This window comes from Pseudonocardia sp. 2-7 (genome assembly GCF_056341085.1).
Genome location: NZ_CP094507.1, coordinates 3,452,186 through 3,477,471 on the forward strand (window position 1 = coordinate 3,452,186; position 25,286 = coordinate 3,477,471).

The following is a 25,286-nucleotide window of genomic DNA, read 5'->3' on the forward strand; positions in this document are numbered from 1 at the left end:
CCGCTTCCCCCCATCCATCCAGAATTCGGGCCGTAGCTGGAGAAGTCATTCCGCTCGACGAGTGGAGTTCACCCGATCGTGAGCCCCCGTGAGCATCACGTGACGGCCCCACTAAGTTGGACACGCACGATCTAGGGGAGCTCGGTGGTGCATCCAGCCAGAAGTCTCTCCGCACGAAGGGGGAGCCGCCATCACAGCGACCAGTGAGTCCCAGGCCCGGCAGGCGCTCGCGCCCGGTTCCGTGGTGGTCGTGCGGGACGAGGACTGGTTCGTCCAGTCCACCGAGCAGACGGCGGACGGGCTCCTGGTCCACGTCCGCGGGCTCACCGAGCTGGTGCGGGACACCACCGCCAGCTTCTACGCGAGCCTCGACGCGATCGAGCCCCTCGACCCCGCGCAGGCACGGGTCGTCGCGGACGCGAGCCCGCACTACCGCACCGCGCGGCTGTGGGTGGAGTCCACCTTCCGCAAGACCCCGATCCCGCTCGGCGACCGCTCCCTGACCGTCGCGACGCAGGGCCTGGCGGACGCGCTCAGCTATCAGCAATCCGCCGTCCGACGAGCCTTGGACCCGGAGAACCTCCGGCCCCGCATCCTGCTGGCGGACGCGGTCGGGCTGGGCAAGACCCTCGAGATCGGCATGATCCTCTCCGAGCTGGTCCGACGCGGGCGGGGCGAGCGGATCCTGATCGTCACCCCGCGGCACGTGCTGGAGCAGATGCAGCACGAGATGTGGACGCGGTTCGCGCTGCCCTTCGTCCGTCTCGACTCCGCGGGCATCCAGCGGGTGCGCCAGAAGCTGCCCGCCACACGCAATCCGTTCACCTACTTCAAGCGCGTGATCATCTCCATCGACACGCTCAAGTCGGACCGCTACCTCGCGAGCCTCAAGAAGCAGCGCTGGGACGCCGTCGTGATCGACGAGTCCCACAACCTCGCCAACAACGCCACGCAGAACAACCGGCTCGCCCGCATCCTGGCCCGCAACGCCGAGGCGCTGATCCTCGCCTCCGCCACCCCGCACAACGGCAAGGCCGAGTCGTTCGCCGAGCTCATCCGCCTGCTGGACCCGTCCGCGGTGCCGCCGTCCGGCGAGCTGAACGCCAAGGAGATCGAGCACCTCGTCATCCGACGCCACCGGCACAGCCCCGAGGTGGAGTCCGTCGTCGGCGCGGACTGGGCCGAGCGGCAGCCCCCGCACAACGTCCTGGTGCCCGCGAACCCCGCGGAGAACGCGATCGCCCGCGAGCTCGAGGACGTCTGGCTGTGGCCGCAGGGCGCGAGCCCCTACTCCGGCAAGAACTCCGCGCTGTTCCCCTGGACCCTGGCGAAGGCGTTCCTCTCCTCCCCGGCCGCCCTCCAGGAGTCGATCAAGGAGCGCACCAACCGACTCGGGCCGGACGCCGCAGCAGACCGCGAACGGGAAGCGCTGCAACGGCTTCAGGACCTCACCGACGCCGCGTTGGCCCAGCCGTCGGCCAAGTACACGGCACTCGTCGAGCACCTGAAGAGCACCGGCGTCGGCAAGAACTCCCCGATGCGGGCCGTGGTGTTCGCCGAGCGCGTCAAGACCCTGCGCTGGCTCGCCGAGAAGCTGCCGAAGGACCTCGGGCTCGACCCGGCAGCCGTCGAGATCATGCACGGCGGCCTGGCGGACGATGAGCAGCAGCGCGTGGTCCGGGAGTTCAAGCAGGAGAGCGCGAAGGTCCGGATCCTGGTGACCGGGGACGTCGCCTCGGAGGGCGTGAACCTGCACGCCCAGTGCCACGAGCTGGTGCACTACGACATCCCGTGGAGCCTGATCCGCATCGAGCAGCGCAACGGCCGCATCGACCGCTACGGCCAGAAACACCCGCCGCGGATCACCGCCCTGCTCCTCGATCCAGCGAGCGAGCGGTTCGCGGGCGACGTCCGCATCCTGCGCAGCCTCATGGAGAAGGAGAGCGAGGCGCACACCGCCCTCGGCGACGCGGCCTCCCTCATGGGCTCCTACGACGTGAAGGCCGAGGAGGAGCAGATCCGCAGCGTCCTGGCGCAGGAGAAGTCTCTCGACGACGTCGTGCGCACCCCCGCGCAGGTCCAGGCCGGCACCGACCTCTCCAGCCTGTTCGCCCAGCTCAGCAACGCCGCCCCCGCGCCCGAGCCGGCCCCGGCCGCCGTGCCCACTGCAGGCACCGGCCTCTTCGAGGACGACTTCGCCTACCTCGACACCGCCCTCGCCGCCGCGTTCACCGATCCCACCAACCCCGTCTCGAACGACGGCGTGGCGTGGCGGCAGGACACGACCTTCGGCACGGCCTCCCTCGTCCCGCCGGACGACCTCGCCCAACGTCTGGAGGTCCTCCCCCAGACCTACCTCACCGACCGCAAGGTCACCTCGCAGCTCATGTTGGCGACGACGACCTCCCGCGGGAAGGACCGGCTGGCCGCCGCGTTGAAGGACGAGACCGGCTCGAACTGGCCGGACGCCCACTACCTCAGCCCGCTGCACCCCGTCCTCAGCTGGGCCGCGGACCGGGCGCTGTCGTCGTTGGGGCGCAACGAGATCTTCGCCGTCCGCGGGGAGGTCGACGATCCGACGGTGCTGCTGCTCGGCACACTCACCAACCGCGGCGGCGAGATCGTGGCCGCGACCTGGTTGAGCGTGGCGTTCCCGGTGCCGGACTTCGCGCTGCTCACCCCGCACGAGTCCGCGGCGGCGATGCTCGCCTCGGTCGGATGGGACCGCAGGCGCGACAACCCCGGGGGCGTCCCGGACGTCGGGGACCTGCAGCGGCTCGTGCCTCCCGCAGTCGAGAAGGCGCAGGCACAGATGGGGTCACTGGTCGCCGCCAACGAGGCGGACGTCGCCCGCCGGGTGGACTCCTGGTCCCAGCGCCTCGACCGTTGGGACGCCGAGGCGGAGAAGGCCACCCAGAACGCGGGGATGAAGCAGCGCCGGATCACGGTGGCGCAGGAGAAGGAACTGGTGGAGGCGATGCGACCGGACCGGCAGCTGGTGCGGCCGCTGCTCGTCGTCGTCCCCGAGAACGGAGCACAAGCGTGAGCAGCTCGGACGCGATCCTCGTCGGCGAGAGCTGGATCTCCGAGCACTACTTCGGCTCCGAGGCCACCGCCCAGTCGTTCCACGCCGAGGTCCTGGCCCGGCGCAAGACGTGGGACGCGGAGGAGAAGGCCGAGCGCCCCACCCCGCGCTCCCGGTTCACGAGGGTCCGGCAGAAGCTGGAGGTCGACCTCGCCGCGCTGGCCGAGCTCGCCGACCACGAGTCCGCCGTGGTGCACGACTCCGAGACCGTCGCCAAGGCCGCCCGCGAGGTCTACACCGAGATCGTGCAGGTCCTGGAGCTGCGCCAGCACGGCCTGCAGGTCGCCGAGACCGGGCCGCTGTGGCGGATCTCCGCGGCGGGCATCACCGAGCGGGCGCCGCTGGCCGTGGTGCTCGCCCGCCCCGCCGTCACGCACGAGGACGCCCTGGCGAAGGACCAGCCCACGCTGCTGGAGCCGCTCGCGCTAGAGGAGGACGGGCCGGAGTTCACCTCGGCCGCGCGGCTGGTGTCGGCGCTGTTCGTCGACGAGTCCGCCGCCCCGGACCTCGCCCTGATCCTGGCCGGGCGGTGGATCATCCTCGCCGAGCAGGAGCGCTGGGCCGAGGGCCGCTACCTCGCCGTGGACCTGCAGCTCATCTGCGAGCGCAACGAGACCAAGCGCGGCGGGGAGATCGACCGCGCGCTGACCTGCCTGTCCGCCGAGTCCGTCGCGCCGGACGCCGCCGGGAAGCTCTGGTGGCTGGAGACCCTCGAGAAGTCGGTCAAGCACACCGTCGGGGTGTCCAAGGACCTCCGCGAGGGCGTGCGGCTCTCCATCGAGATCATCGCGAACGAGGTGGTGGCCCGGCGCAAGGCGCAGGGCCTCGAACCGCTGCCGGGTGCCGACGCCAACGAGCTGGCCAAGCAGTCCCTGCGATTCCTCTACCGCGTGCTGTTCCTGCTCTACGCCGAGGCCTCCCCCGAGCTGGGGGTGCTGCCCGCCGGTGCCGCGGAGTACGACGCCGGCTACAGCCTCGACCGCCTCCGCGAGCTGGTGCAGGTCGAGCTCGCCACCCCGCGGGCGCAGGCGGGCACGCACCTCTACGAGTCCCTCTCCGTGCTGTTCGGGCTGGTCGACACCGGGCACGCACCCGCGGTGGTCGAGGTCGAGTCGGACGACGAGGACGGCGCCGGCCCCTCCGACGGACTGCACTTCAACGCCCTGCGCGCGGACCTGTTCCTGCCCAAGGCCACGCGGTTCATCGACGCCGTCGGGCTGGGGAACGCGGCGCTGCAGAAGGTGCTCGCGCATCTGCTGCTGAGCAAGGAGCGCAGCGGGAAGGATCGCGGCTTCATTTCCTACGCCGAGCTCGGCATCAACCAGCTCGGCGCGGTGTACGAGGGCCTGATGTCCTACACCGGGTTCTTCGCCGAGACCGATCTCTACGAGGTCGCGAAGGGCGGGGACAGCAGCAAGGGCTCGTGGGTCGTGCCGGTGAGCCGGTCCGAGGGCATCGCTGCCGCGGACTTCGTGAAGGCCGAGGACCCGCGGACGGGCGAGAAGAAGCCGGTCCTGCACCAGGCCGGGTCGTTCGTGTTCCGGCTCGCGGGCCGGGAGCGCCAGCAGTCCGCCTCCTACTACACCCCCGAGGTGCTGACCCGCTTCACCGTTGGACAGGCCCTCGAAGAGCTGCTCGACCAGGACGGATCGCGCACCAGCGCTGAGGAGATCCTCGGCCTCACGGTGTGCGAGCCCGCGCTGGGCTCGGGCGCGTTCGCCATCGAGGCGGTGCGGCAGCTCGCGGAGCAGTATCTCAAGCGCCGGCAGGAGGAGCTCGGCGAGCGCATCGACCCGGACGAATACCCGCGCCGGCTGCAGGAGGTCAAGGCCTACCTGGCGCTGCACAACGTCTACGGCGTAGACCTCAACGCCACCGCGGTCGAGCTCGCCGAGATCTCGCTGTGGCTGGACACCATGGTCTCCGGGCTCTCCGCCCCGTGGTTCGGCCTGCACCTCAAGCGCGGCAACTCCCTGATCGGCGCCCGCCGCGCGGTGTACCGCCGCAGCCAGGTCGCGGACAAGAGCTGGCTTTCCGCGGTGCCGAAGGATCTGCCGCTCACCTCGCTGCCCGCGGACATCGAGGCCGGCCGGATCGCCTCCGACCTCGGCGACGGCATCCACCACTTCTTGTTGCCTGCCGACGGCTGGGGCGCGGCCGCGGATGCCAAGGAGGCCGCGAGCCTGGTCCCGGACGCGGTGAAGAAGCTCAAGACCTGGCGCGGGGCCACGAAGACCAAGCCGTCGAAGGCGCAGGTCGCGGCGCTGGCGGAGCTGGCGAACCGCGTCGAAGCGTTGTGGCAGATCAGCTATCGACGCCTACACATCGCCGAGCAGCAGATCCGCCGGTCCATCCCGGTGTGGGGCGCGGGCTCGCTCCCCGCGGGCGGTGAGGTGACGCGCGAGGAGATCGAGGACTCGCTCAAGGACGAATCCGGCGCCTACCGGCGGTTGCGACGGGTCATGGACGCCTGGACCGCGCTCTGGTTCTGGCCACTCACCGACGCTGTAGTCACGGTCGATGGAATGCGAGTCGAACCGCCCACTGTGGACCAGTGGATCGCGGGGCTGCAGGCCCTGCTCGGCCGTAACCCGGAGTTCGGCAAGGAGCACACTCGCAAGGCTGAGCGAACGGCCGGCCAGATCTCGCTCGGCGAGGCGACCAGCTGGGAGGAACTGGGCGAGGCCGAGGAACTGGCACTGGACTTCGCCGGTGCCCGCCCGATCAAGGCTCTGCTGGTCGAGCATCCGTGGCTGGTGGTGTGCGAGCGAGTGGCGAAGCAACAAGGCTTCTTCCACTGGAACCTCGACTTCGCGACCGTGTTCGCCGCTGGTGGCGGCTTCGATCTACAGCTAGGGAATCCACCATGGGTACGGCCGGACCTTGACCTCGACGCCCTCCTTGCGGAGAGCGACCCCTGGTGGAAGCTAGCGCTCAAGCCTAGCCAGGCTCAGATCGCGAGTAAGCGCCTTGAGACCCTCTCTAGGTCGGGGGCACAGGAGTTCGTCGTAAACGGCACAACCGACTCCACTGGCGTATCTCGATTTGTCAGTTCGTCCGCCCAGTATCCTCACTCACGCGGCCTTCGGCCGGATCTATATCGCTGCTTTATGCAACAGACATGGCTCCACATGTCCAACACCGGCCTCGTCGGACTCATCCATCCAGAATCCCATTTCACGGACGAGAAGGCAGGTCAATTGCGTGCAGCGACGTACAGTCGACTCCGTAGACATTGGCAGTTTGTCAACGAACTTCAGCTCTTCGAAGTCCACAACCTTGTCACCTACGGCGTCCACCTATACGGTCACTCAGTTCTGAAGCCGAAGTTTCGGATGGCAACGTCTATGTACCATCCCGAAACAGCCGCGCGATCAATCCTCCACGATGGTTCAGGCGCAGAGCCTGGGCTCAAGGATGCGTCCGGGAAGTGGGACCTGCGGCCGCACCAATCTCGAATCACCGAGGTAGATGACCAGACGCTGAGGACCTGGCACGCTCTTCTCGAGACACCCGAGGTTCCGGTGCAACACACCCGGATGGTCTACGCCGTGAACCAAGCGACAGCCGCAATGCTGGAGAAGCTCTCTAAATCCAGCCGGCTTGGAGCATTAGATCTCAAGTTCTCCCAGGGCTGGAATGAGACCATCGACCGGCAGGCAGGGTACTTCGAATCACAATGGGGAGTCCCGTCCAGCTGGGATGAAGCGATCCTTCAAGGACCTCACTTGTTCGTTGGAACCCCAATGTACAAGGTGCCCAATGAGACACTACTGAGCAACAAGGACTGGTCCGTCACCGATTTCGAGACACTCGCGCCTACAGCACTACCCGCTACAGCCTACAAGCCTGCTGGCGACAGTTACGAATACGACTGCGCCTACACGGATTGGGGCAATGCAGCGGAGCCGGTGCCAGCACGCGACTACTACCGAGTGGCCTGGCGAAATATGGCCGCAAACACCGGTGAACGAACACTCACTCCCTGCGTGATCCCTCCGGGCTCGGCGCATGTTAATGCAGTAATTAGTGCCACATCAGTGACGGACGTGACTAACATGCTCAGAGCGGCAGCCTCTATGAGCTCACTGATCTCTGATGCACTAGTTCGCACCTCAAGCCCGTCAACTGTAAATCAAGGAATTGTCAAGAAACTGCCTGTTATCCCCAAAGGGCATGCCCTAGAACCGGAAATTCTTGTCCGCATCCTCCGCCTGAATTGCGTCACGTCAGCATACGAAGAGCTATGGCGTGCGGCCTTTACCGAAGATATGCGGAATGCATCGTGGACGGGCGGATTGGATCACCAGAAACGACGGCCGCTAGGGACACTTGAACCGGCGTGGACTCGCGACACACCCCTCCGCATCGCCGCCGACCGCCGGCAGGCGCTGGTCGAGATCGACGCGATCGTCGCCCTTGCACTCGGCCTCACACTCGACGAGCTATGCACCATCTATCGCACGCAATTCGCGGTCCTCTACGGCTATGACCGCAACACCTACTTCTACGACGCAAACGGCCGCCTTGTGCCGAACTCGGTGCTCACCGTCTGGCGCAAGAAGGGCGAGCGGATCTCTGAGGAGGAGCGCACCGCCACGAACCAGGCGGGCAACACCTACACCTATGAGCTTCCGTTCCAGACTCTCGACCGTGAGCACGACATGCGGGTCGCGTATGCGGAGTTCGAGCGGCGGCTTGCGGAGCGTTCATGAGTGAGCTCCTCCCCACGATCCAGGCCGGGAGCATCCGGCACAGCCTGGTCGACTACCTGACCACGACGTTCGGCCTCACCGATCCCGGCGCACGCGACGCCCTCGATCGCTTCCTCGGCGATCCCGAGTCCGGGATGTTCAAGGGGCCGTACGTGCGCCTGCGGTTGCCGTTCCGGCCGGCCGACGAGGGCTGGCGGCAGAGCTTGGAGTGGTACGAGGGGCACACGCCCTACGGGCATCAGGCGGCGGCGTTCGCGCGGCTCTCCTCACTCACCAACGACAGGCCGCTGCCCACGCTCGTCACCACCGGCACCGGATCCGGCAAGACCGAGGCGTTCCTCTATCCGCTCCTCGACCACGTGCTGCGGGCCAAGCGCGAGGGCGTGACCGGGACGAAGGCGCTGATCCTCTACCCGATGAACGCCCTGGCCAACGACCAGGCCGCTCGCCTCACCAGCTTCATCACCCAGAACGCCGCGCTGCGCTCGGTCACTGCCGCGCTCTACACCGGGCAGAACGACGCGCCGCGCACGATGGTCACCGAGGACGGGCTGATCACCGACCGCGGCATCATCCAGGACGAGCCGCCGGACATCCTGCTCACCAACTACAAGATGCTCGACCAGCTTCTGCTGCGACACTCGGACCGCAACATCTGGCGTGCGTCAGCGACGAGCCTGCGGTACCTGGTGCTCGACGAGTTCCACACCTACGACGGCGCGCAGGGCACGGACGTCGCGATGCTGCTGCGGCGGCTCGGGATGACGCTCAAGAGCTACTGGAGCGACACCGACCCCCGACTGTCCGATGAGGACCGGGCGCGGCCGCTCGGCCGGATCACCCCCGTCGCCACGTCCGCCACCCTCGGCGACAAGGGCGATCCCGGCGTCATGCTCGGCTTCGCCGAGACCGTGTTCGGGGAGCCGTTCGGGCCGGACGCGGTGGTCACGGAGTCGCGGCTCACCCACGACGAGTGGGCCGCGGGCTCAGCCGCCGTGCTCACCGCGATGGGCCTCGAACCCACCGCGATCTCCGATCTACGCGTCGCCGAGCTCAACACCGCGCTCGACGTGCTTGGCGAGGATCCCGACGGCGCCGAGCTCGCGCGGGCCGTGTTCGCGCTGCTCTACGGCAAGGAGCCCGGCGACTTCGCCACCGCGGGCGCGGACCTGCTGCTGCGGCTGAGCCAGGCCCACCCGCTCGTCGCGGCCATGGCGCGCGAGTCCGGGGACGCACTCAGCCTGAGCGCACTCGTCGAGCGGGTCGTGGGGCCGACGGCCACGCCGAGCCTCGCCGCGACCGGGCGCGACCCGGCGTGGGAGGGCCTGCTGTCCCGCGTCGTCGCCGCGCTCGGGCACGTCCGGGCCGCGATCGGGCGGGACGCGCTGTCCGTCGAGGCGCACCTGTGGGTTCGCGAGCTGACCCGCATCGACCGCGCCGCCGACCCGACCGCCGTGTTCCGGTGGGGAGACGACGGCCCGCCGACCGGGGTGCACGACGCCGAGGACGTCCGGCCGTCGTTCCCCGCGCTGTACTGCCGGCGGTGCGGGCGGTCCGGCTGGGGCGTCGGGCTGGCGCCGGTCGGTGGCAGCCTCGCCGCGAACGACGACTCCATCCGCCGCGACCACGCCAGCCGCGAAGGGCGCTTCCGGCCGCTCATGTCCGCGGCCACCGAGGCGGACGCGGTGTTCGCCGGTGAGTCACCGGCGTCCGGACTGGCCTGGTTCTCGGTCCGCACCCGCGAGCTGCTCACCGCCACCCCGGCCGAGGACGATCCCGACCTGCGCGACGGCTGGGTGCTGCCCGTGCTCACCCACGCAGGGCAGGAGGCGGACGAGGAATCCCGCAAGGACACCTGCCCCGCCTGCGGGCAGGAGGACGGGATCCGGTTCCTGGGCAGCGCGATCGCGACGCTGCTGTCGGTGTCCCTGTCCACCCTGTTCGGGTCGGCGCAGGTGGCGCCGAGCGAGAAGAAGGCGCTGGTCTTCACCGACTCCGTGCAGGACGCCGCGCACCGCGCCGGGTTCGTGCAGGCCCGCTCGCACACCCTCACGCTGCGCGCGGTGCTGCGCGAGGCCGTCGCGGACGGGCCGCTCACGCTCGACGGTCTGGTCGACGAGGTGATGCGCAGCGCAGGAGACGACGCCTCGGACCGCTACCGCCTCCTCGCACCGGACTGCGCGGACCGCGAGTCGTTCACTCCATTCTGGACGGCTGAGAAGTACCGCCAGATCCCGATCGCCGTCCAGAGCCGCGTGAAGAAGCGGCTCGCGCTGGACGCGATGCTGGAGTTCGGGCTCAACTCCCGCACCGGCCGCACCCTGGAACTCACCGGCTCCGCGGCCGTCGGCGTCGAGGCCGGTCAGCCGCCGAAGATGATCGCGGCGGCGCGGAAGGTGCTCTCCGGCGTCGCGGTGCAGACGCGATCGGACACCGCGGACGGCGAGCAGCCGGACCGCGTGCTGCTGCAGTGGGTGCGGGGGCTGCTGGACCGGATGCGGTCGCTCGGCGCCATCGAGCACCCGTGGTTCGAGCGCTACCGCCAGGAGGACGGCAACCGCTGGTGGGTCTCCGGCGGCCGCCCGCGCGGCGACGGGATGCCCGCCTTCCCCAAGGGCCGCCCGGCGCCCGGCTATCCCCGGATCGGGGGGAGCGGGGACCCCGCGGGCGAGGGCCTGGAGCCGGTCACCCCGCCCAAATCCTGGTACGCGCAATGGACCTCCCGGGTGCTCGACGTGAGCCCCACCGACGGCGGCCGGCTGGCCCGGCTGCTGCTCGAACAGCTCGTCCGCGACCAGGTCCTCAATTCGATCACCAGCACCTCCGGGGCGGCGGTCTTCGCCATCCCGGCGGGCGGCGTGGTCGTCAGCCCGACCTCCGCCGACGACCTCGCGGCGGGCCGGAACCTGCTGGTCTGCGGCACCTGCCGGGCCCCGGTCACCGGCTTGACGACCACGGTGGAGCAGCTCACCGGCGCCCCGTGCATGCTCGTGACCTGCACCGGACGGCTGCAGGCGAGCCCGCTCGCGGAGAACTTCTACCAGCGGCTCTACGCCTCCCCGGACATGCGGCGGGTCGTCGCGCGGGAACACACGAGCCTGCTGGAGGACGAGGTCCGGCTGGCCTACGAGAACGGGTTCAAGGGCGCACAGGACAGCCCGGCGGCGCCGAACGTCCTCGTCGCCACCCCGACCCTGGAGATGGGCATCGACATCGGCGACCTCTCCGCCGTCGTCCTGGCCTCGCTCCCCCGCACCGTCGCCTCCTACCTGCAGCGCGTCGGCCGCGCGGGCCGGCTCACCGGCAACGCTCTCAACCTCGCGTTCATCACCGGGCGCGGCGAGCAGCTGCCCAAGCTCGGCGATCCGCTCTCGGTGATCAACGGCGAGGTCCGGCCGCCCGCGACCTACCTGCGCGCCGAGGAGATCCTGCGCCGCCAGTACACCGCACACCTGGCGGACGAGTTCGCCCGCGACGAGACCCGGCCCCATCCGCGTCGGGCCCGCAGCGCCATCGGGTCCAGCCAGCCCGGCACGTTCCTCGGCGACCTGATCACCCACGCCGAGACGCACGCGTCGGACCATCTCGACCGCTTCCTCGGCGCGTTCAGCGCGCTGCCGGACGACGTCGTCGGGGGGCTGCGGACGTGGCTGGCCACGCCGAACGGGCCCGGGACCAGCGCGTTCGCCGCCCAGGTGCACGCGGCGAGCGGCCGATGGCAGGGCACCGTCGAGGAGCTGAAGCACCGGCAGCAGGCGATCGACGACGCCCTGCCCGCCCTCATCGCACAGGCCCAGTCCACCGCCGCCACCGAGGACGACCGCCGTGCCCAACGCTCCGCCGAGACGGCGCGGAGGCTCACCTCCGGGCAGCTCGCGCACCTGCAGGGCGAGTACTGGATCGGGGTGCTCGAGGAGTACGGGCTGCTGCCCAACTACACGTTGCTCGACGACAACGTCACTCTCGACGTCGGGCTGAGCTGGATGAACCCGGACTCGAAGGAGTTCCAGACCGACCACGCCCGGATCCAGCGCGGCTCCGCGCAGGCCATCCGGGAGTTCGCGCCCGGCGCCCGCTTCTACGCACGGGGGCTGGAGATCACCATCGACGCCGTCGACCTCGGGGTGGACGGGGTGGCGATCCGACCGTGGGTGTTCTGCCCGGCCTGCGGCTACGCCGTAGACGTCGACGCGGAGGGCAAGACCAAGTCTGTGCCGACGTGCCCGCGGTGCGGGAGCAGCGGTGTCGGCGACATGGGGCAGCGGCTCGGGGTCGTCGAGCTGTCGCACGTCACCGCGGAGATCCGCCGCGACGAGGCGACGATCACCGACCGGCGCGACCAGCGGGACAACCGCTACTTCCAGGTCGTCACGGCGGCGGACGTGGACCCGGCGGACTTCGGGGACCGGTGGTTCGCTGAGGACATCGGGCTCGGCTGCACGTACCTGAAGGCGCTCACGATCCGGTGGGTCAACCTCGGAACCGCCGGGCACGGCGCCACCCGCACGATCGCCGGTGAGGACATCTCCGGCGCGCTGTTCCGGGTGTGCGAGGGCTGTGGGAAGCTGGACACGGACGCGGGCCAGAACAAGGCGCACGAACACCGGCCGTGGTGTCGGTACCGGACGTCGACGGACGAGCACACCACCACCGTCGCGCTGTCCCGGACGCTACGGACGCAGGGCCTGCTGCTCCGGCTGCCCAGCGCGGTGACCATCGGAGACGACTTCGCCGCCCCCAGTCTGGCCGCCGCGCTGCTGCTCGGGCTGCGGGAGCAGCTCGGCGGGCACCCGGACCACATCCGGGTGGAGCACGTCGTCGACCCGACGCTCAGCGACGGCTCGGACAACCACGAGGCGATCCTGCTGCACGACGCAGTCCCCGGTGGGACCGGTTATCTGGCGGAGCTCGTCCAGTCTGACGTGCTGCGATCGCTGCTGGCGACGGCGTGGGAGCGGGTGCGGGACTGCGGGTGCCGCACCGAGCCTCGTCTGGCCTGCCACCGCTGCCTGCTCCCGTTCGTCGCGCCCGGCCCGGTCCGACGGGCATCCCGGGCGTCGGCGGAACGGCACCTGCGCACGCTGCTCGGGTTCCGGCCTGACGATTCCAGCCTTGACGACGTGCCGGCTTGGACGATCACGGAGGTCCCGCCGACCGAGGACCCCGAGTCCCACCTCGAACAGCGCTTCCGGAAGGTGTTCGTGGAGCGGCTCAAGAAGATCGGCGCAGCGACCCAAGAAGTCCCCGGCCCGTTCGGCAACTCCGTACGGTTCACGATCCCGGGGCAGCCGCGGCAGTGGACGCTGACGCCGCAGGTGAACGTCGAGAACTCGCGCCCGGACTTCGTGCTGGAGACCAATGACGCCTCGGTGCCCGCGGTCGCAATCTTCACCGACGGGCTCACGTTCCACGCGACGGTGACGCACAACCGGCTCGCCGACGACGCCGCCAAGCGGCAGATCCTGCGGGACACCGGGCGGGTGGTGGTCTCGGTGTCGGCGCGGGACGTGGTCGCGGCGGAAGAGGGCTCCGTGACCGCACCGGCCTGGTACTCGGACGCCACCGTCGGACAGCTCATGGCGAATGCTCAGTTCATGGCCTCGCCCGCCGCCTACCAGGCGCTGCGCTCGGGCCCGGTCGACTGGCTCCTCGGCTGGGTGTCCTCCCCCGAGCCCGCGCACGTCCGGTCGGTGGCGCGGGCGGTGCCGATGTTCCTGCTGGCCCAGACCTCGGTCGTCCTGCTCCCGGCGGAGGCCGAGCTCCCCGAGGCGGCCCGGAGGGTGCTGCTCGGCACGGACGCGGCGTCCTCGGGTCCGCGCAAGGCGATGGTCTGGCGTTCCGGGTCCTGCGCGGTCGCCATCGAGCTGGACGGCCCGCTCGTCGCCACCGCGCTCGTCCTCGACGACCGCGCCGAGGTGCTGGACGCCGCGCACGGCGACTCGTGGCGGGAGTGGCTGCGGCTCTCGAACGCGCTCGCGCTGCGGGACTGGCCCACGGCTGTCTCGACGACGACGCTGGGCGCCACGCCCGCCGCCGTCCCGGTGACGGCGCCCGCAGCCTCGGCCGATCTTCCCGAGCTCCCCGAGGACTGGGCGAGGGCGGCCGACCAGGCGCGGGCCGGCTCGGAGCGTGAGCTCGTGCTCGCCCTCGCCGCGGCGGGCGCCCCGCTGGCGCCCGCGATCGGCGGGGAGAGCCCCGAGGGGATCATGATCGACGTCGCCTGGCCGAGCCTGAACGTCGTCGTCGAGACCGAGGACATGCCCGCCGAGGACCGCACGGACCTGGCGGCGGCCGGTTGGGTCGTCGTCCCGCCCGATCCGGCGGCGATCATCGCGCAGCTCAGCAAGGCCGGGGAGGCGTAAGTGCCCACGCTCATCATGACCAAGTGGCCGAAGAAGCTCGACGGCTCGGTGCGGTCGAAGGCGATGGCCTTCCTGCAGAAGCTGTCGGCGGACGACACCGTCCCGGGGCTGCACGTCGAGCCGATCCAGGGGTCCGCGGACCCGCGGGTGCGCACCGGCCGGGTGGACGACTTCTGGCGCGCGGTCATGTTCCGCCTCGACGGCGACGGGGAGCGGCACTACGTCATCCACGGCGTCTGGCCACACGACGAGGCGAACAAGGTCGCCGAACGCGTCCGGCTGAAAGTCAACCCGGTCAACGGGCTACCGCAGATCGAGGAGACGCCCGCGGGGACGGAGGCACCCGCCGTGCCCGAACCGACGGTGCCGGAACCGGCCGCCACTGTGGTCGCCGAACCGGAGGCCGTCGTGCAGGCGGACGAACCGGTCGTCGACAAGCCTCTGCTGGTTCGGCGCGGACGGACGCGGACCGCGCTCGTCGACCGGCTCGGCCTGCCCGAGGAGATCGCCGACGCCGCCCTCGCCGCGACGGACGAGGACGCCGTCCTCGCCCTCGCACAGCGGCACGAGGGCTGGATCGGGCTCCTGCTCGTCGACCTGACCAGCACGGACTCGATCGACGAGATCCACGACAAGCTCCAGTTGGACGACCCGGCGCCGACGACCGGCACCGAGGACGACCAGCTCCTCGTCTCGCTCCGCAAGCCGGCCGCCGCCGCGCAATTCGCCTTCATCGACGACCAGGACGAGCTGCGTCGGGTCATCGAGTACGGGGACTTCGGCGCGTGGCGGGTGTTCCTGCATCCCGAGCAGCGCACCTACGTCACGAAGGACTACAACGGGCCGTTCCGGCTGTCCGGCGGCGCGGGGACCGGCAAGACGGTCGTGCTCGTCCACCGCGCGCGGCGGCTGGCCCGGCAGAACCCACAGGCCCGCATCGTTCTGACGACGTTCACCACGAACCTTGCCGACGCTCTCCGCGAGAGCCTCGCGCAGCTCGACCCGCGGGTGCCACAGGCCGCGAAGCTCGGCGATCCCGGTGTGTTCATCGCTGGCGTCGATGCTCTCGCCGCCGCGGTGATCCGCGGCGGCGACGTGGCGAAGGCCGTGCAGGCAGTGCTGGGTGAGGAGCGGTCGAGCCCGAACGGCCGCGTCCCCGGCACCCGCTGGCGGGCCGTCCTCGACACGGCGGGCACCGACCTGCCGCCCGAGATCGCCAACGAGACGTTCCTGGCCACCGAGTACTCGCTGATCGTCCTGCCCCACGCCGTAGGTACCGAGGCCGAGTACCTCCGCGTGCGGCGCCCCGGGCGCGGCGTCGCGCTCGACCGGGCCAAACGGTCCGCAGTCTGGTCGCTGATCTCTGCCTACCGGACCCAGAACCGCATCGACGGGACGCTGGACTTCGGCGAGGCCGCCGCCGTCGCCGCCGCGCGGCTGCGAGAGACCGGCCCGCTCGCCGACCACGTCCTGGTCGACGAGGGCCAGGACCTCTCCCCCGCCCACTGGCAGCTGCTCCGCGCGCTGGCAGCCGACGGAGCGGACGACCTGTTCATCGCCGAGGACTCCCACCAGCGCATCTACGGTCCTCGGACGGTACTGAGCCGCTACGGCATCAAGATCGTCGGCCGCTCCCGGCGGCTCACACTCAACTACCGCACGACCGCCCAGAACCTGTACTACGCGCTCTCGATCCTCGACGGCGGTTCCTATGTGGACCTAGAGGAGGAACCTGAGGCGACGGGCTACCGGTCGGCCCGCTCCGGCCCGAACCCGCGGATCGAGCCGGTAAACTCACTGACCGGCGAGCTCGACACGATCGCCGCCCGGTTGACAGGCTGGCTCGAGGCCGGTGAGGCCCCCGAGACCATCGCGGTCCTGGTCCAGGACCGCTTCCAGCGCGAACGCGTGGTCACCGGCCTGACCGAACGCGGCGTCCCGGTCCGCGCCGTGGATCGCGAGCAGCCCACCGCGGGAAAGCCACTGGTGATGACCATGCACCGAGCCAAGGGCATGGAATTCACCAAGGTCGTCCTCGCGGACGTCGGGCAACGCTCCACTGCCGAGACCGCCCGCCTCGCCGTCCTCGACGAGTCCGGCCGCCACGATGCAGAACTCCGCACCCGCTCCCTGACCTACGTCGCCGCCACCCGAGCCCGCGACGAGCTATCGGTGATCCAGCGCGGGGTCTAGCAGCACCGCTCTGCCACGAGCGGCCCCGCCACGCCGTCTCGTGGCGGACGTTCATGCCGCTGACAGGAGGCGAGCCTCTGCCGCCCGCCGGTGCGGAGATCGTCGTCGACCTGGTCGACTACATCGCGACCGGCGACGCGCATGTTCAGAGCGGATCACCCTCACACCGGACGCGGCGCTGCGGTGGCTTCGCCCGAAGAGGAGCGCGACAGTCATCGAAAGTGATGAAGTCAGAAACGGGCAAACGGTATCGCGCGACACGAGGGTGGATCGGCCGTTCGGCCGCAACACGTCCGGCCGTCAGACCCAAGGAGCACGGGATGTCCGAGACCACCCAGCCGCCTTCCACCGAGTCGTTCGTCACGGGGTACGTCGCGCCGACGATCCCGCCGCAGAACTCATGGCCCGACGAGCCGGTGGCGCCCGCCGCACCTGTTCGGCCGCGTCGATGGCCCCTGCTGTTCGGCGGCATGGCGCTCGGCGGGGTGATCGCTACCGTGCCGGCGGTGATCGTCGCGCTGGCTCTGGCGCCAACCGGCACACCAGCAGCAGGTCCCACGGCGTCCGACCCGACGGTGTCGGCCTCGTCCCCGACCGGCGGAGGAGGAACTCCGGTCGCGTCCGCCCCCGCGGCGCAGGGTGAGGTGGGTGACCAGCTGACCGATGTGGGCATCACGTTGACCGTGACCTCCGCGGAGTTCGTGCCGAACGTCATGGTGTCCGACAATGCAGGGTCGGCCTCGGCGACCTACGCACCTCAGGGACCGGGTGACGACGCCCGCTACTTCGCCGTCCGGACTCACGTCGTCAATGACGGACAGAAGAGCATCGACCTCACCTGCAGCTCGCCGATCACGAACGTGCTCATCGACGACCGTGGAAGGAAGTTCGACGCGCTCGATGGCCTCTACAAGATCCAGGGCAACCCCTACTGCAACGACGCCGTGCAGCCCGGATTCGAGGCCGACATGACCTACGTCTACCGCGTTCCGTCGTCGGCCACGATCACCTCGTGGTCCTTCGCCGACGCAGCCGATCCGACCTCGTTCAGCCGTCCCGGCACCATCGTGCAGGTCGACTGATGACCACCCACCTGCTCGGGATCGCTCGCGACCCCGGCTACCAGTGCGGAAGGCGGCCGCGGATCGTCTCGATGCCCGCGGACGGGTGCCAGTTCGGCTCAGCGCGAAACAGTGGGACGCGGTCCTTCGATGAATGCTCGCCGCTCCCGTGTGACCCCTGCGCACTACCGTAACCCACAAGGGTGAAACGATCGCACTCTGCCGCATCCGCGCTGAGTCGATCATGCGTGGCGCGGTAGGGGTAAGGGCAAGGGGGACGGGCATGGAGCTACCGACGCTTCGCGATCACGAAGCCCCCTCGCCCACGTCCCCGTCGGTTCGGCCTCGTGACCTGCTCGACGACTCCGAGCGCCTGTACAACGGGGATCTCGTCGGCGCGATCGGCGCGGACCCCGACCAGGGCGAAGCCCACCGCCGTGAGCTCCTCCTCCGAGCGCTCGCAGCGTACGAGAGGCTCCGCCTCCGCGAGGCGCCCGATTCCGATCCAGGCACGGTCTTCGCCAAGTGGCCCGCCTGCACCCTTGTCGCGACGGCATGGCTAGCCCGGCGCGCTGAGGATCTCGCGGCCTCCCTGGCGACGCTGCTCGGCGGTCCGGTGACCGGTTGGCTCGCAGGATGGGCTCACGCATGGGACATGCACCCGGAACTGCGAGGCCACATTCACTCGCCGGGCCTGACCGCTGCTGTGCGGGCCAGCGGCGCCGTCGGGTCGGTGGTGGGTGCTCCACTCCTGCGGCTTGATCTCGAACGGGGCGCACTCGTCGTCGCCTTCCCCGACGAACGCCACGGGGCTTCCGTCATGGTGGGCGGGGGCAAGTGTCCTCGCGCCGGTGGAGGGTTCCTGCTGGCGCGGCCGTCGCGGATCGCGACCTGCACGGACGTGCTCGGTGGCGTCCACGTCGTCGACGTCGTCGACGTCATAGACCCGCTCGTCGTCTTCGACGACACCGGAGCCCGGCTGCCCGCCGGTGCCGCCCTGCCCGCAGGCGAGGTCTGGGTTCTCCACCTCGGCACCCCCACGGCGGACGCGGTCGACGGGACCTGGCAGGTCCTCGAGCACGCGACGCCGCCCGTCGGGTGGTCCCGGTGGTGGCTCGCGCGGGTGTCGCTCGCCGGCGCGGCTGCCATCCGCTCGGCGGTGGACTTCGGGCCGCCGCCGGGTCCTTGGCGGCCGGTGCAGAGCACCGAACGAGCCGACCTGCTGCTCGGCGAACCCATCGAGGGGCTCCTGGGGCCGGACGGCGAGCCGGTCCACGGGGAGCCCCCGCGGCTCCGTCTGCCCGGAGGCGCGAGCCAGACCTGGACCGTCGAGCTGCTCCGCGACGGCGCGGCGCTCCCCCGGCGGTGGACCGCCTTCGGTGGTGCCGTCGTCTCACTCGCGGACGGGTCGACGGGGCCGTTGGTGGGGCGGTTCCGCGTCGCCGCCTCGGCGCCGGGGCAGTCGCCGGTGCGGGCATCGGTAACCCTCGCCCAGGGCGTCACGCTGACGACGAAGCGCCGACTGCGGCTGCTTCGCGAGAACGGCGGACTCACCTCCGCCGACGTCAAGCTCAGCGCCCCCGCCGGGGTGCTGGTCCCCTCCGTCGTGTCGCTGAAGTCCATCGAGATGCGGACATCGGTGACGATCCGTGCCGCGGACTCGACGCACCGCCTGGACGCCGTGGTCGAACTCCCCCACTGCGCGCTGCGGCGCCGGGTGGCGGGAGAGAACGGAGTCTGGGGCGTCCGGCCCGAGGCCTTCACCCTCGACGACCTTGCCCACGGCGCATGCCTCGACGTGCAGCTGCCCGCCCGCCTCCGCGAGGCGCTCGGTCACGTCCCCGCGCTGGTCGCCACCGATCCCGCGGGCGGCCGTGACCAGCTGGTCCGCGGAGCCCGAGTGGCCGACGGCGTGTACCGGTACCGGCTCGCCGCGCTGCTCGACTCTGTGCGCTCCGACGGCAGCCTCGCGCTCTCGCTCGTGCTCGGCGACGGCTTCACCGCGCAGGTCGCCCGGATCCGCGGTTCCGCCGTGGCCGAGGCGGTGCTCCGCCGCGGCGACGAGCTGCGTCTGGTCGACCGGGACCCCGCACCGGAGCTCGTCGTGCGGGTGACGTCGCCGCTTACGCCATGGCTCCGGCCGTGGGAGGTCACCGTCGCGCCCGGCGAGTCCGCCGTGCCGCTCGGCCCGGGTTATGTCCACGGTGGGCTGCTGGACGTCCGGGTTGGCGCACCCCACCTCGCCAGCCGGACAGACCGGTCCTTCCGCATCGGCGACCCGAACCGGGTGCCGACCGCCCTGTCCGGAGTGGAATTCCAGGCGGCTGCTTACCTGGCCGGCCAGGCGCCCCCGCCCACCGGGATCGCCGCCTACCGCCTCCTCTGGGCGGCTGCGGACGCAGGCGGACCCGCGACCGACGCGGGCAGCCGAGCGCTCGTCACCCAGGAGTGCGCCGCGGTCCTCGGCGAGCGTCCGTACGCCGCGCTGGTCGCCGGGGCCCGTACGGCGATGCCCGCGCACCGAACCGTGCCCATCCTGGTCCGCTCCGGGCTCGCCGCCCACCGGTTCGCCCGGGTCGACCGGCCCGAGGCGATCACGCTGCTCTGGGAGAGCAGCCCCCTGCTGTCGCTGCTCCTCACCTCACCGCTGCTGCCCTACCGCAGCGGAGCCGTGGACTGGTCTCCCGCTGAGCTGAGCACGGAGGAGGCCCTGCTCCTCGACGCCGCGGAACGATATGCCAGTCCCGCGGGGTTGGACATCCTGACCGGCGAGCGACGGTGGGACGGGCCCGTGCCCCCGAAGCCGCTTCTCGACGTGACGGACGCTCCATCTCCTGCCGCCACCACCGCGCTCACCGGTCTGGACGAGCTGCGCGCGTTCGCGCACGCCTCAGCGTTCGGCGAGCTGTTCTCGGTGCTCACGCACGTGCGCGCACCCGGAGCCTCCTCCCCACGGGAGGTCTCGCTCGGATTCGCGATCGTCGCCCGGCTCGCCGCGCACGGGGACCCGGACGCGGCGGAGGCCGAGCCCGGCCTGCGTGTCGCCTGGCTCGCCGTCGTCGCCGCCGACCCCGGCACGGCCGCCTCCGACCTCGCCCTGGCCGAGTACCTCGTCTCCCACTGGCACGCCCACCGTGCCTGACACCGCGAAGGAGCAACGGTGACGTTCGATCCGCTGGAGTCCAGCCGGGAGATCACCCTCGGCTACCGCCGATACCTGCGTTCCCTGCTTCCCCTGCGCGACGCCTCCCTGGCCTCGGCGCTGGAGCACATGATCGACACGAGCCCGCTGCTGACCAAGGGACCGCTGCTGGAGGCGACGCCCGCCTATATGCCCGGCGCGACCCTCGCGGAGCTCGTGGCCGAGGGAGTGCTCCCGGAGAGGTTCATATCCCTCACCGGGCCCGAGCTCCCCGCGGACCGCCCGCTCTACCGGCATCAGGAGCAGGCGATCCGCAAGGTCCGGGCCGGACGCAACGTCGTGGTCGCCACCGGCACCGGCTCGGGCAAAACCGAGAGCTTCCTGCTGCCGATCCTCGGCCACCTCGCCGAGGAGTCCGCCGCCGGTCGGCTCGGGCCGGGTGTGCGAGCGCTGCTGCTCTACCCCATGAACGCGCTGGCCAACGACCAGATGAAGCGGCTCCGGCACCTGCTCGCGGACTCGCCGGAGATCACCTTCGGCCGCTACACCGGCGAGACCCGGGACTCCGTGCGGGACGCGGAGGCGACCTTCGCCCAGCTCCATCCACACGAACGCCGGCTGCCCAACGAGCTGCTCAGCCGCGCCGAGATGCGCGCCACGCCGCCGCACATCCTGCTGACCAACTACGCGATGCTCGAGTACCTCCTGCTCCGGCCGAAGGACCTCGATCTCTTCGAGGGCGACCACGCCGGGCAGTGGCGGTTCGTCGTCGTCGACGAGGCCCACGTCTACGACGGAGCCAAGGGGGCGGAGCTCGCGATGCTCCTGCGCAGGCTCCGCGACCGGGTGTCGTCGGGCCGGGACCTGCAGGCGATCGCGACGAGCGCGACGGTCGGGGCCAAGGACTCCCCGGCCGCGGTGACCCGCTTCGCGACCGACCTCTTCGACCTGCCCTTCGAGTGGAACGACGACACACCGGGCAGGCAGGACCTCGTGACCTCGACCGTCGTCGCGGCCCCGGACCGACCGACGTGGGGGCCGCTCCCCGCCGGCGACTACGCCCGGCTGGGTGCGCACGTCGATCACACCGACGTGCTGAAGGCCGCCCGCGACCACGGCTGGGACGGGCCCGATGACGCGGTCGCCGCCCTCCGCTCGGAGTCCCGGCTGACGGCGTTCCGCACCGCGCTGTCCACGGGACCACGCCCGTTCGCCGACGTCGCCCGCACGGTCTTCGGTGAGGACGTCGAGCAGGAGCGGCACCTGACCGACCTCGTCCGCCTGGCGGGGGCGCTACGGGCCCCCGACCGGTCCCCGGCGCTCTCGTCGCGGTTCCACCTCTTCGTGCGCGCCACCGAGGGCGCATTCAGTTGCCTCGGCCCGGACGGCCCCCACCTCGGGTTGAGCCGTCGGGAACGCTGCGAGACGTGCGAGCGGGTCGTCTTCGAGCTCGGTGGCTGCCAGCGCTGCGGTGCCGCCCACCTGCACGGCGCGCTCGACGACAGCGGCCCGGTCCCCCGCCACGTCCCGTGGAAGGCGGGCGGGCACCGACGCCACGCCTGGCTGCTGCTGGAGGACGGCGACAGCACCGATCGCACGCCCCACGACGAGGACGACGCCGCACTCGAGGAGGAGAAGGCCACCGAGGGCGACCGGCGTTACCTCTGCACCGGCTGCGGAGCCGTGCACCTCGACCAGCCGCTGAACTGCGGTGCGGGCGACTGCACCGCCGCCGACTTCCGGACGGTCCAGCTGCTGTCGTCCGAGTCCGCGGCCCTCGGCTCCTGTGCTGCGTGCGGGGCGCGGGGCACCCGGTTGATCCGGCTCCTGGAGAGCGGCGGCGAGGCCTCGGCGTCGGTACTCGGCTCCGCGCTCTATCAGGCACTCCCCGCCGCGGACGGGCCCTCGTCGGATCTGCCCGGCAACGGTCGGAAGCTCCTGTTCTTCAGCGACAGCAGGCAGACGGCCGCGTACTTCGCGCCCTACCTGGAGGACACCCACCGCAAACTCGCACAGCGCCGGATCCTCACGATGGCGCTGGCCGACCACCAGCGGATGGAGCGAGAACCGGCGAAGCTCGATGGCCTCGCCCACTACGCCTACCTGGCTGCCAAGCGGGAGGGAGTCTTCGACGAGGACGCCTCCTCCGTCGTCGCCCGCCGCGAGGCCCTCGAGTGGACGGTCCACGAGGCGATCAGCTTCGACGACCGCCAGTCGCTCGAAGGCGTCGGGCTGATGCGCGTCGAGATGGTCCGCAAGGCCTCTTGGGCGCTGCCGGGCTGTCTGGCCGACCTCGGCCTGCCCGACGAGGAGGGCTGGGACCTCCTGCAGGAGCTCGTCCGCACCCTACGGTTCCAGGGCGCCATCGACATGCCCGAGGAGGTACCGCCCAACTCGCCGATCTTCGAACCGCGCACCGGCCCCATCTACGTCCGCGGCGACGGCTCCGACGCCAAGCGGAAGGTGCTGAGCTGGCTCCCGACGACGGGGACCAACCGGCGGATCGACTACCTCACCCGTGTGCTGGAGTCCGTGGGATCGACGGCGGCGCCGCGCGCGCTGCTCGACGCGGTTTGGATGGCGCTCGACCCCGTCGGCACACCGGACAAGGAGGGCCCGCACAGCTGGTTCTCGGTCGTCTCGCCCAAGGACCTCGGCCCCGTGCGCAGGCTCAACCACCTACGGTTCCGAATCCGACCGGTCGAGGAACAGGAGCAGCTCTTCCGGTGCGAACGGTGCCGTCGGATGGCCGGCGTGTCCGTGCGCGGGGTCTGCCCCACGCTGCGCTGCGACGGCATGCTCGAGCCGTGGGTCCGGCCCCGCGCCGCGGAGGAGCGCGACCACTACCGGCACCTCTACCTCGACGCCAAGCCGGTGCCCATGAAGGTCATGGAGCACACCGCCCAATGGACGAGCCAGAAGGCCGCCGAGATCCAGGGGCAGTTCGTCCGGGGCGAGGTCAACGCGCTCTCCTGCTCGACGACCTTCGAGCTCGGCGTGGACGTCGGCGAGCTGCAGGCGGTGGTGCTGCGCAACATGCCGCCGTCGACCGCCAACTATGTCCAGCGCGCCGGTCGGGCGGGCCGACGCTCCGACTCCGCCGCTCTCGTGCTGACCTACGCTCAGCGTCGGTCGCACGACCTCACCCGGTTCGCCGAACCGGAGAAGATGATCGCGGGTGAGATGCGTCCACCGATCGTGCCGCTGGCGAACGTGCGCATCGACCGGAGGCACGCCCACTCCGTGGCAATCGCCGCGTTCTTCGGCACGATGAAACGGCAGTTGGCCCGCGAGTGGACCACCGCGGGCGAGTTCTTCCTGCCGCCTGTTCCCACACCGCCCGACTGGGTCGGCCCGGTCGCCCAGCTGCGGCGGTTCCTCACCCCCGTCCCCCGCCGGGTCCGGGACAGCCTGCTGGAGGTCCTGCCCGCGGACGTCGCCGCTGAAATCGACGTCGAGTCCGGCGCCTGGGCCGAGGTCCTCCTGGACCTCGTCGAACAGGCGGGGCAACAGCTCGCGCAGGATGTCGAGGACTTCACCGAACGCGAACGCACCGCCGCGGCCGAGGCGAACTACGCCCTCGCGGGCCAGTGCAAGCGGGTCATCGCCACCCTGCGCAGCCGCCAGCTGATCGGATACCTGGCCAACCGGAACGTGCTGCCCAAATACGGCTTCCCGGTCGACACGGTGGAGCTGCGCACCGACCGGCTGCAGGGTGGCATCGACAAGCCGCTGGAGCTGACCCGGGATCTCACCATGGCGATCAACGAGTACGCCCCGGGTGCCCAGGTGATCGCGGGCGGGTACCGATGGACCTCGGGCGGGGTTTACCGGCTCCCTGGGAAAGACCTCTTCCGGCAGTACTACACCGTCTGCGAGACCTGCGGGCACTACCGGCAGGACGCTTCACCGCCCGCAGCCGAGTGTCCCGCCTGCGAGACCATTCAGACCAAGGCCGCAAAGGCGTACGTGGTGCCGGAGTTCGGGTTCGTCGCCTCGGAGAGCGTCCGTCAAGGATCGGGGCAGGCACCTCGTCGTTCCTGGTCCGGGGCCACCTACATCATCGACTCCCACGCCGACGTCGAGGAGGACGTCGTCCGGTTTCCCACCGGAGCGGAGCTGCGCTGGCGCTCCGGTGCTCGCGGTGAGTTCGTCGTGGTCAACGAGGGCCCGAACCGGGGCGGCTACCAGCTGTGCGACTGGTGCGGGTTCGGCACCTCGATGGTCGCCGGGCGCAAGAAGGCGAAGAGCCACAAGCACCTGCTCAAGGGGACCGAGTGCGCCGGCCCGATGCGGTCGCAGAGTCTGGCGCACCAGTACCAGACGGACTTCGTGGAGCTGGAGCTGCCGCCCGGCACGGCGACCGTTGTCCCCGAGTCGGCGCTGCGGTCCACCGTGTACGCCCTCCTGGAGGGTGCCGCCGCCGAGCTCGAGATCAGCCGGGACGACATCGACGGCACCGTGCACCACGGCGGTGACGGGTTCCCGTCGTTGATCCTCTTCGACACGACGCCGGGCGGGGCGGGGAACACCCCTCGGATCGCGCGGCAGCTGGCCACCGTGCTGGAGGCAGCCGTCCGACGGGTGGCCTCGTGCGAGTGCGGGCCGGAGACCAGCTGCTATGGCTGTTTGCGCGCCTTCCGCAACGAGCGCTATCACGAGCAGCTCAGCCGAGCGGGTGCCCTCAGCCTGCTGGGCAGGTTCGTCCCGGTCTTCGAGGTCTGAGGG

At 70.7% G+C, this 25,286-nt stretch carries 7 protein-coding genes; all 7 read left to right on the forward strand.

What is annotated here, in order from left to right:
• Window positions 1–250: 250 nt before the first annotated feature.
• The 7 genes from MTO91_RS16680 to MTO91_RS16710 all read left to right on the forward strand — a co-directional run bounded on the left by MTO91_RS16680 (window position 251) and on the right by MTO91_RS16710 (window position 25,283).
• The gene (locus MTO91_RS16680) at window positions 251–3,046 is read left to right on the forward strand and encodes a helicase-related protein (protein ID WP_476651799.1); all 2,796 of its coding nucleotides are present in this window, start codon (window positions 251–253) and stop codon (window positions 3,044–3,046) included.
• Window positions 3,043–7,800 (forward strand): class I SAM-dependent DNA methyltransferase, encoded by a 4,758-nt coding sequence (locus MTO91_RS16685; RefSeq protein ID WP_476651800.1) that lies wholly within the window; start codon window positions 3,043–3,045, stop codon window positions 7,798–7,800. The genes MTO91_RS16680 and MTO91_RS16685 overlap by 4 nt, the downstream gene beginning before the upstream one ends.
• Complete coding sequence (locus MTO91_RS16690; protein WP_476651802.1) at window positions 7,797–14,162, forward strand: DEAD/DEAH box helicase; 6,366 nt, start codon at window positions 7,797–7,799, stop codon at window positions 14,160–14,162. The genes MTO91_RS16685 and MTO91_RS16690 overlap by 4 nt, the downstream gene beginning before the upstream one ends.
• Window positions 14,163–16,355, forward strand: a complete 2,193-nt coding sequence (locus MTO91_RS16695) for a UvrD-helicase domain-containing protein (protein WP_476651804.1) — start codon at window positions 14,163–14,165, stop codon at window positions 16,353–16,355. It abuts the gene before it with no gap.
• A 320-nt stretch (window positions 16,356–16,675) separates the two neighbouring features.
• The gene (locus tag MTO91_RS16700; protein ID WP_476651805.1) at window positions 16,676–17,437 is read left to right on the forward strand and encodes a hypothetical protein; all 762 of its coding nucleotides are present in this window, start codon (window positions 16,676–16,678) and stop codon (window positions 17,435–17,437) included.
• 262 nt (window positions 17,438–17,699) lie between these two features.
• Window positions 17,700–20,558, forward strand: coding sequence for a hypothetical protein (locus MTO91_RS16705; RefSeq protein WP_476651807.1), 2,859 nt, complete (start codon window positions 17,700–17,702; stop codon window positions 20,556–20,558).
• Window positions 20,559–20,576: 18 nt separating this feature from the next.
• Window positions 20,577–25,283 (forward strand): DEAD/DEAH box helicase, encoded by a 4,707-nt coding sequence (locus tag MTO91_RS16710; protein ID WP_476651809.1) that lies wholly within the window; start codon window positions 20,577–20,579, stop codon window positions 25,281–25,283.
• Window positions 25,284–25,286: the final 3 nt, after the last annotated feature.

What these genes read in the sequence shown, in the direction of transcription:
- MTO91_RS16690 (WP_476651802.1), top strand. Translation starts at nt 7,797, where the DNA reads ATGAGTGAGCTCCTCCCCACGATCCAGGCCGGGAGCATCCGGCACAGC.
- MTO91_RS16700 (WP_476651805.1), top strand. Translation starts at nt 16,676, where the DNA reads ATGTCCGAGACCACCCAGCCGCCTTCCACCGAGTCGTTCGTCACGGGG.
- MTO91_RS16705 (WP_476651807.1), top strand. Translation starts at nt 17,700, where the DNA reads ATGGAGCTACCGACGCTTCGCGATCACGAAGCCCCCTCGCCCACGTCC.